This is a genomic window from Nostoc sp. CALU 1950 (genome assembly GCF_051172895.1).
GTDB classification, from domain to species: Bacteria; Cyanobacteriota; Cyanobacteriia; order Cyanobacteriales; family Nostocaceae; genus Nostoc; species Nostoc edaphicum_A.
Genome location: NZ_JBDNJQ010000245.1, coordinates 1 through 8,404, shown reverse-complemented (window position 1 = coordinate 8,404; position 8,404 = coordinate 1). Strand labels below are relative to the sequence as shown.

The window sequence follows — 8,404 nt, the reverse complement described above, 5'->3', positions numbered from 1 at the left end:
ATTACGTTTGATCACGCGATCGCTGTTCCCGCAGAATTACACAGCAACCCCACTACCATTGTTCTGCCAGATGAAGAAAATTTAGAATACACTGCCCCAGCAGAACCCGTAATTACGTTTGATCACGCGATCGCTATTTCTACAGAACTGGCAATTATTACACACAGCAATCCCTCTACCACTGTTCTGTCAGATGAAACGGAAGAAGATGAAGATATAGTTATCAATGAGCCTGTGAGTCCTGTGTGGCTCAAAGGTGAGACGGCAGAGCAGATTTTACAAAATTTAATAGATTTAGCTTTACCCACCTCTGAACTGCTGCCCCAGGATGAAAAGCTTACAGATTCTTTAGCAACACAACCACCGCCACCATTACAGCTAACTTTAGATCAGGATACTTACATTGCTCGTTGGGGACACGCTCTTACAATCAATGGACACATAGAACTCAAAGAAAAGACAAATCTAGATCAGGCTGAAACATTATCTCCAGAAAGCCTGCGAGCAATTGAACTAGGAATTGAACTGCGATCGCCCCTAGAGTCGAAAATCTTGACCCAGGTACGGCGATCCTTGCCAGATCAGGAATTACCCTTCACCATCAATACCTCAATTGATATTCCTGCTGACTGTAAATCCAAGTTAATTTTGGCAGATATTAGTTTGTATGGTAAATTCACCGATGCTGGTGAAGTTATCCAGTTAGCTAGTCAGTCTTTCACCATTACAGCAGATGTAACGGAATTACTGGCAATCACAGCCGCAGCAAAACCTAATACATCCTTAAATGACCCCATAACACCATCAGACTCATCTGCTGCTTTCACAGAACCAGAGACACCTGTTAAGCTTGATTTGAAACTATTCAATCTGGTCAACATTCCAAAAACAGACCAGCCACAGATACTTAATCCATCCCCAAGCACACCCCTACCACCGCAAATTAATCTGCAAGTTCTGCGAGAAGCCACCCTGCGGACAACATCTAAGTTAAAGACTTCAGGCACTTCGCCTCAATTGCCGAAACTGCCTCCTATTCAAACTGATGCAAACTCTCCCACAGATGTTGTTGCAGAACCCACTATACAGGAGGAGCTTCTAGACAAGGATGCTACTATAGCTGCGATTAATTTGGAGCAGTTGGTCATCAGGCAACGTCGAATGCCAATACTCGACACTACTTTGCCATACTTGAAACGGCTACAAGCTTTGCCAAATGATGCAGAAGAAGAAGTAAAAACCAATGTCCCCGCAGATACCTTGGAAGTTCATGCGCCTGAAGACTTCCCGCAGTTGGACGCAATTGTAGCTGAAGATGAAAATACACCTGAATTAATAGTAGGTGATGCACAATTCCAGGAAGAATCTGTTGCTGAAGTAGAAGCCCAGCAAAATACACAATTCCAGGAAGAATTTGTTGCTGAAGTGGAAGCCCAACCAAATACACAATTTCAGGAAGAATCCGTTGCTGAAGTAGAAGCCCAGCAAAATGCACAATTCATTACAACAGGCAATCTTTACTCATCTCCTTTACTCAGGAAGTGGATGCAGAGCCAAGGATACTCTTTGCCTGAATCCATCAATGATCTGCAACTTCAAGACTACGATAACTATGTTTCAGCGCAGCAGACACCCGTTTCTCTTAGTGCAGAAACTACCAATCTTGATATCAACTTGCCCTTAAATCTAGATACCAACACGGAGAATAATCTGAGCGAAGATTGGGGCCACTCAGAACTTATCCTGACTGAGACATGGCACGAACAGGAAACATGGAAAGAAGATCAAGGGTTGGTTGACGAACTGGGGAACTTTGAGGAAGATGTAGACACATCGCAGGAAGTAGATCTGGGGATAGGAGAAAATACGGAACTAGAAAAAGTATTAGAAGAAGCAACACTTTCATCGGCTCTGGTAACACAACTACCGCCTCCCCCTCCTCCGATAAAAGTAAATATAGCGTCAGCTTGGTTGGCGCAAGAAATCGTTGTAGATGATACATATAGTGAACTAGAAGCCGATGCAACGAGGAGTTACCTCTTTGAAGAAAAGGAGCAAGCACTATTAGATTTATCCCCTTCCTTACCTATAATTGCAGCAGCCAATAAGCCTTTGCCAATTCCACAGTTGCATGTGCCAGAAGGCGAACTAATCGCTGGCAAGTTTGTCATAGTGCGCGTAGTACTGCCTGAAGTACCTCCGCAAGTTGTTGTCAAGTTATGGCTTGAAGATTATCAAACTCGCTGGTTACTAGATGGGCCCCATTTATTGACAAATTTACTACCTAATGCATCAGGAGGGTTGGAAGGAATTACGCAATTAAACATTCCCTTTGGCTGTTTGGAAATTCGCTTGGAAGCGATCGCACTTGATCTGACAACCCAACAAGAGAGTCACAAAGTTACAATAGTGCGAACTGTGATTCCTCCAGACTTGCCAAACTTGCAGCTAGACGAACTCCTGGGTATGTAACTTAGGTATTGGGCATTGGGCATTATGAAGAAGGGTAAAGGGGAAGGGGGAAGGGGGGAAGAGGTTTGTTTCTTTATCCTTTAACCTTGTCCCCTGCTTCCCCTGCTCCCTCATTTCCCCCCACTCTCAACATGGGCTGTGTTAAAAATCTTTAGAATTTCAAAAATCTGGCAGGATTTGCAGTAAGCTCATTTTGAATTGTAGTGTTATTTAACAGGAACTTTTACTATGGCAGCTTCCTTTTTGCCTTCTATCTTCGTTCCCATCATTGGTTGGGTTTTACCAGCTGTAACCTTCGCGTTTCTATTTTTATACATTGAAAGCGACGATATCAGCTGATGTAGTCAATAGTCATTAGTCATTAGTCATTTGCAAGAAACAAATGACAAAGGATAAAGGACAAATGACTATCAAGCAAAATTAATACCGCCTATCTCATAGAGACAGGCGGTTTTTTTAACGTTGATTTCTCAACAAATGCTGGAAAATTCTGACTTATAGTGTTCGGTTCAAACTAACTAATGTTAAATCGAAGAACCGAGTCCGGCGTAGGCACCATAAAAGAAAATGCCCAAGACTGTAATTATACCTAAACCTGCGATCGTAGCGACGACCCACAGGGGAATTCTCCCACTTCCAGACACAGCTTCTCTCCTCCCTTAACAACAAATCAACACACGTTCAATAAACAAAGATTAACAACAGTAGTTCCAATTAGTTAAAGAAGTAACTGGAAAACAGAATCCCCAGAACGAAAACTAGTAGTAGTCCCAGGTATAGCGAAGTCCGGTTTAGTTCAACCGGCTGATTATTGGGATTGGGCGATCTTTCTACCATAATTGCTCCTAACGTTGAATAAATTGCATTGCGGCGATCGCGCCCAAAAAGAATACAGTTGGTACACCTAAAGTGTGAACTGCCAGCCATCTAACGGTAAAAATTGGATAGGTAACTGGTTGATTGATGTTATTGCCGCTAGTCATGATCTCAAACTACTTTCCAATAAATTGTTCAACTTGTTTTTTCGCTTCAAAACGGTTCTTCACAATGGGCACTTCTTGGCGTGCTGGTGTGAAATACTCGTTGGGACGAGGTGTGCCAAAGGCATCATAAGCCAGTCCAGTTTGCACAAATAGCCAACCAGCAATAAACAATGCTGGGATGGTGATGCTGTGAATTACCCAGTAACGAACGCTGGTAATGATGTCTGAAAACGGACGTTCTCCAGTGGTACCTGACATTTAGATCCCTACCTCCACAAAGAATGTTATAGAGTTTATTATCCTACAAAGTTAAGAAAGAGTTACAAGTTGCAACGTTCTTCTCAGAAATAAGTACTGGGTATTGGGGATTGGGGATTGGGTATTGGGAAAACTCGTATCCAGTCCCCAGTCCCCAGTACCCAGTCCCCAGTCCCCAATCCCCAGTCCCCATTAAGCTGCTTCAGGATTTGGTAGATATTTGAGCAAAACGCCGCGATCGCCAATTATAAATCCCCGCTCTGGCTCTAAGAACACAATCTTGTACAAATTAGCAGCCACTTCTTCTATGTCACGGTCTTTTTCCCAGGTTTTGCCACCGTCGCCACTGCGTAGCAAATTACCGCTACCGCCACCTACCCAAATTTCATCGGGTGTACGATATGCCAAATCCAGCAAACCCCAACTGGTGGATAACTCTGGATATTTTGCCTCTTGCCATTCTTCAGGTTTAGTTGGGTCACTAAACTGAACTTGACCTCCTCTAGCTAGTAACCACAATTGCCCATTCTCCGTAAAACCCATGTTTTCTAAACGCCGAGAACTATTGCGGTTATGCGGAACCCAAGCATCTTGCCCTGGTTCCCAAGTCGAGTAGAAACTACCCTTAGCAGAAACAGCAATATATTTACCATCAGCAGAACGTTCCAAGTTACGCACCACACCCACTGCTGATTCCACCTGGGCTTTCCAGTTTTTGCCGCCGTCTGTGGTCTTATATATGGCTCCCACATCAGTAGCCATTTCAGCTGTATTGTCTGCTAGCGCCTTAACTGCGATCGGACTACCTGGTAACTTTTCGCTCAGGGGGATACGCGACCAAGAAGCACCTTCATCGGTCGTGTGTAGTAAAAGTCCAGGCTCTCCGGCAATCCAGCCTTCTTTGCCTGCAAAACTTACTGAGTCAAAGCGATACTTCTGCTCATCCAGTTGCAGTGTTATTGGTTTCCAGGTATTACCACCGTCATTGGTTTCCAATAGGGTGGCATTGCTACCGACTAAATAGCCATGCTCAAGGTTATCAGTAAAAGCAATATCCAATAAATTCGAGTCTGTTGGCACAGAAATTACTTTCCAAGGGTTGTAGCTAACAGAGGGAACTTGGCTACAACCTATGCACATCACGACTACTATTAACAAGGCAAATATTCGTTGCCAACCTTTCACAATTGAATGCATCAGTATTTCTTAGTTATTTCTAAATTTTTGTAGGAGTTGGCAGCCAGGATGCTTTCAGGAGGCAGGAGGATGAAGGCAGGAGGCAGGAGGTAACCCACCCTTAAAAGAGTGGGATTGAAGCAAGGACGTTTTATACATCGCTGCAAGCAGTCTCAGTATAATTATTGCTTTAAACTGGGCTTTAGACCCAGAACTAAAGTTTTAATTGATACTTCTTACCTCCTGCCCTCTGCCTCCTGCCTTCTGCCTTTCTTCGGTAAGTCCTGGCTTTTGCATTTTGAATTTTGTTAGCGCAGTGTAAAGCCTCTGGTAGAGAGCGTTATTTGGAATTGCTTAAAGGCTGTCATTGTAAGCCGTAAAGACTGATAAAAAACAAGAACCCAAGAGCCAAAGCACCAAAAATTAGGATATTCTTTTGGGTTGGCGTTAGGTTGTTAACACCCAAACCATAACCGAGATTTTCTTTAAAGCCGGATGCAGTACCGGCAGGGCCGATGTTGGCAAAAGCGGTCTTTTTAGCAGAACAAACTGGACAGCGCCAATTTATGGGCAGTTCTGCAAAGAGTACCCCGGAAGGAATATCATGCTTGTCATCTCCCTTCTCAGGTTCGTAAACATAACCGCAGGCGCGACACTCGTAGCGGTCTAACACCGGAGTCTCAACAGCTGGTTCGCTCATGGCTAAGGCCTCGCAGAGAAGAAATCTTAAATATACGTTAAAAATTATGACATAATTGTTAGACTTTTCTATCACTAGCAAAAGCGAATCAAATACCTGAAGTGCGTCTGTTTCCCAGATTTCAGAAAAACCAAACAGATATAATGTAAAAGAAAGTTACGCAGTTAAGGGATTGGGCGTTGAGTAAAACAGTTCCGAGTTCCGAAAGTTCTGAGTAAAGAAGTGAGATTTCCTACTCAGCACTCAGCACTCAGTACCAGCACTCAGCACTCAGCACTCAAAACTCACTACTTAAAATACTCCATAAGCGGTAGATACTCATTGTGTTTGTCCTCAGCGGTTACGAGTACCTTCTAGGCTTCTTCATCATCTGTAGCCTAGTACCTGCCTTAGCGCTCTCAGCTTCCAAGCTCCTACGACCCAGTGGTTACGCTCCAGAACGTCGCACCACTTATGAATCTGGCATGGAACCCATCGGGGGAGCCTGGATTCAGTTCAACATTCGCTACTACATGTTTGCTCTAGTCTTCGTCGTCTTTGATGTGGAGACTGTTTTCTTGTATCCTTGGGCGGTAGCTTTCCACCGTTTGGGGCTATTGGCTTTTATTGAAGCGCTAGTCTTTATTGCAATTCTTGTAGTCGCTTTAGTTTACGCATGGCGTAAAGGAGCTTTGGAATGGTCTTGAATTCTAACTTAACAACCCAGGGTAAAGAACGAATCATCAACCCCATTGAGCGTACCAATGTCACTCAAGACCTTTCAGAAAACGTCATTTTGACGACGGTTGATGACCTCTACGACTGGGCGCGGCTTTCTAGTCTGTGGCCGTTGCTGTTTGGTACTGCTTGCTGCTTTATTGAGTTTGCAGCTTTAATTGGTTCCCGATTTGACTTTGACCGTTTTGGACTAATTCCCCGTTCTAGCCCCCGCCAAGCCGATTTAATTATTACGGCAGGGACTATTACGATGAAGATGGCTCCGCAACTGGTGCGTCTTTATGAACAAATGCCAGAGCCAAAGTATGTAATTGCGATGGGAGCTTGCACAATTACTGGCGGGATGTTCAGCGTTGATTCCCCTACGGCAGTGCGCGGAGTCGATAAACTGATTCCTGTGGATGTGTACTTGCCTGGTTGTCCTCCCCGTCCAGAAGCAATTATCGACGCAATCATTAAGCTGCGGAAGAAAATCTCCAATGAATCGATGCAAGAGCGGGATAAAATTAAGCAAACTCACCGCTATTACAGCACGACTCATAATTTGAAGCCAGTAGAAGAAATCTTAACTGGTAAGTATTTGCAGTCAGACACTCGCTATGCACCACCGAAGGAATTGGCGGAAGCGATTGGTATGCCAATACCACCTGCACTGCTGACAGAAAAGGCGCAAAAGGAGGAACAAACCCGTGGCTGAAGAAGAATCTAAACCAGTACCAGCAGCGAAAGAAGAGTCATTGGTACAAGCGGGTAAAGTTTCCCAGTGGTTGACGGAAAATGGCTTTGACCATGAGTTTTTGGCACCAGACAAAAATGGTGTAGAGATAATTAAGGTGGCGGCAGATTTCTTGCTTCCCACCGCTACAGCCCTTTATGCTTATGGGTTTAATTATCTCCAGTGTCAAGGTGGTATTGACCTTGGCCCAGGACAAGAATTGGTGAGTATGTATCACTTGATTAAAGTCGGTGATAATAGCGATCGCCCCGAAGAAGTTCGAGTTAAGGTGTTCTTACCACGGGAAAACCCTGTAGTGCCTTCTGTGTACTGGATTTGGAAGACCGCAGATTGGCAAGAGCGCGAGTCTTACGACATGTACGGCATTATCTACGAAGGACACCCAAATCTCAAGCGGATTTTGATGCCGGAAGATTGGGTAGGTTGGCCTTTGCGGAAGGATTACATCTCGCCTGATTTTTATGAGTTGCAGGACGCTTATTAGAGATTGCTGAATAGAGACGCGATTAATCGCGTCTGTACAATATAGTGCTGGGTTTCGGCAGTGATTAACCCCTTTCCGGTGGCGGAGAGGGGTTATGTTTTTGGTGTCTCATGTAACAGTTGGTTGACAAAATTTGCTGTAATTCATTGACTATAGGACTTACGCATTAACAGGAAATACCAAATATGTGGTACTTATTTCAGGCATTGAACCTTGATTTTTCGACACTTTTTAGGCGATCGCTATTTATCCAAGGATGATTGATAAAAGCCTGAAACAATATATTCTCGTTAATGCACAAGATAATGAATTTGTACAGTTCGTAAGTCCTATATACTTATACTATGTAAAGGTAATCAAATTCTCTATGATTACAAACACTAATACCCAAATGAAAACCAATCAATACCCATTTGCTCAAGAATTAATCACAGATACTCAAGGTAACATTCGTAAAGTAGTTATAGATTTTCAAGACTATCTACGCTTATTAGAAGTGATTGAAGATGAAGGATTGATATTAGCAATAAAGGAAGTGCAACAAGAAATACCATTAAATATTAATGAAGCATTAGCCGAATTAGAAAGAGAGTGAATACCCAGTATTTATCCAGTTTTATTAAAGATTTAAAAGCACTCAAAAGTACACCTTACTACGAGACAATTAAAGTACTTGCTTTTGAAGAAATACCAAAAATAGCTAACTTTGAAGAAATTAGTAATATCAAAAAGTTTCAAGGATATGATGATATTTATCGGATTCGTATAGGTGATTATCGTATCGGAATTATATTTGACGGTGAAACAGTAATATTTCAGCGTGTCTTAGAGGTTGTTTGAAAAGTCCTCTTGTCGGTATCAAAAGTTTTAGATCCCCC

General features: G+C 43.1%; 13 protein-coding genes. 7 read left to right on the top strand and 6 right to left on the bottom strand.

The features are described 5' to 3' along the window. Together ABF638_RS35555 and ABF638_RS35550 are read left to right on the top strand one after the other, a co-directional pair. Complete coding sequence (locus tag ABF638_RS35555; RefSeq protein WP_435027474.1) at positions 1–2,472, top strand: hypothetical protein; 2,472 nt, start codon at positions 1–3, stop codon at positions 2,470–2,472. A gap of 228 nt (positions 2,473–2,700) precedes the next feature. Next, positions 2,701–2,811, top strand: coding sequence for a photosystem I reaction center subunit VIII (locus ABF638_RS35550; protein WP_193950956.1), 111 nt, complete (start codon positions 2,701–2,703; stop codon positions 2,809–2,811). A gap of 185 nt (positions 2,812–2,996) precedes the next feature. Here the strand turns inward: ABF638_RS35550 and ABF638_RS35545 are convergent, their stop codons facing one another. From ABF638_RS35545 to ABF638_RS35520, 6 genes are all read right to left on the bottom strand, one after another. Then, a complete protein-coding gene (locus tag ABF638_RS35545) occupies positions 2,997–3,116 on the bottom strand; it encodes a photosystem II reaction center protein J (protein WP_012411803.1) in 120 nt (39 codons plus the stop codon). Between the two features lie 70 nt (positions 3,117–3,186). Beyond that, positions 3,187–3,309, bottom strand: coding sequence for a photosystem II reaction center protein L (locus ABF638_RS35540; RefSeq protein WP_012411802.1), 123 nt, complete (start codon positions 3,307–3,309; stop codon positions 3,187–3,189). 8 nt (positions 3,310–3,317) lie between these two features. Next, positions 3,318–3,455, bottom strand: coding sequence for a cytochrome b559 subunit beta (gene psbF, locus ABF638_RS35535; protein ID WP_015115279.1), 138 nt, complete (start codon positions 3,453–3,455; stop codon positions 3,318–3,320). A 9-nt stretch (positions 3,456–3,464) separates the two neighbouring features. Next, a complete protein-coding gene (gene psbE / locus ABF638_RS35530) occupies positions 3,465–3,713 on the bottom strand; it encodes a cytochrome b559 subunit alpha (protein WP_069071322.1) in 249 nt (82 codons plus the stop codon). Between the two features lie 192 nt (positions 3,714–3,905). Next, positions 3,906–4,910, bottom strand: a complete 1,005-nt coding sequence (locus ABF638_RS35525; protein ID WP_435027473.1) for a photosynthesis system II assembly factor Ycf48 — start codon at positions 4,908–4,910, stop codon at positions 3,906–3,908. Between the two features lie 343 nt (positions 4,911–5,253). Beyond that, a complete protein-coding gene (locus ABF638_RS35520; protein ID WP_181930964.1) occupies positions 5,254–5,589 on the bottom strand; it encodes a rubredoxin in 336 nt (111 codons plus the stop codon). A 323-nt stretch (positions 5,590–5,912) separates the two neighbouring features. Between ABF638_RS35520 and ndhC the strand changes: the two genes are divergently transcribed. From ndhC to ABF638_RS35495, 5 genes are all read left to right on the top strand, one after another. After that, positions 5,913–6,275: a photosynthetic/respiratory NAD(P)H-quinone oxidoreductase subunit C gene (gene ndhC, locus ABF638_RS35515; protein WP_012411797.1), complete on the top strand. Its 363-nt coding sequence runs from the start codon at positions 5,913–5,915 to the stop codon at positions 6,273–6,275. Next, positions 6,266–7,003 (top strand): photosynthetic/respiratory NAD(P)H-quinone oxidoreductase subunit K, encoded by a 738-nt coding sequence (gene ndhK, locus ABF638_RS35510; protein WP_181930966.1) that lies wholly within the window; start codon positions 6,266–6,268, stop codon positions 7,001–7,003. The genes ndhC and ndhK overlap by 10 nt, the downstream gene beginning before the upstream one ends. Beyond that, positions 6,996–7,526: an NAD(P)H-quinone oxidoreductase subunit J gene (locus ABF638_RS35505; protein WP_094348036.1), complete on the top strand. Its 531-nt coding sequence runs from the start codon at positions 6,996–6,998 to the stop codon at positions 7,524–7,526. Before ndhK ends, ABF638_RS35505 begins: the two co-directional genes overlap by 8 nt. Positions 7,527–7,917: 391 nt before the next feature. Further along, complete coding sequence (locus tag ABF638_RS35500; RefSeq protein ID WP_435027472.1) at positions 7,918–8,121, top strand: hypothetical protein; 204 nt, start codon at positions 7,918–7,920, stop codon at positions 8,119–8,121. Next, a complete protein-coding gene (locus tag ABF638_RS35495; RefSeq protein WP_435027471.1) occupies positions 8,118–8,366 on the top strand; it encodes a type II toxin-antitoxin system RelE family toxin in 249 nt (82 codons plus the stop codon). The genes ABF638_RS35500 and ABF638_RS35495 overlap by 4 nt, the downstream gene beginning before the upstream one ends. The last annotated feature ends 38 nt before the right edge of the window (positions 8,367–8,404 follow it).

Coding starts and splice junctions, on each gene's coding strand:
- ABF638_RS35525 (WP_435027473.1), bottom strand. CDS start 4,910: ATGCATTCAATTGTGAAAGGTTGGCAACGAATATTTGCCTTGTTAATA.
- ABF638_RS35540 (WP_012411802.1), bottom strand. CDS start 3,309: ATGGTAGAAAGATCGCCCAATCCCAATAATCAGCCGGTTGAACTAAAC.
- ABF638_RS35550 (WP_193950956.1), top strand. CDS start 2,701: ATGGCAGCTTCCTTTTTGCCTTCTATCTTCGTTCCCATCATTGGTTGG.
- psbE (WP_069071322.1), bottom strand. CDS start 3,713: ATGTCAGGTACCACTGGAGAACGTCCGTTTTCAGACATCATTACCAGC.
- ABF638_RS35520 (WP_181930964.1), bottom strand. CDS start 5,589: ATGAGCGAACCAGCTGTTGAGACTCCGGTGTTAGACCGCTACGAGTGT.
- ndhK (WP_181930966.1), top strand. CDS start 6,266: ATGGTCTTGAATTCTAACTTAACAACCCAGGGTAAAGAACGAATCATC.
- psbF (WP_015115279.1), bottom strand. CDS start 3,455: ATGACTAGCGGCAATAACATCAATCAACCAGTTACCTATCCAATTTTT.
- ABF638_RS35500 (WP_435027472.1), top strand. CDS start 7,918: ATGAAAACCAATCAATACCCATTTGCTCAAGAATTAATCACAGATACT.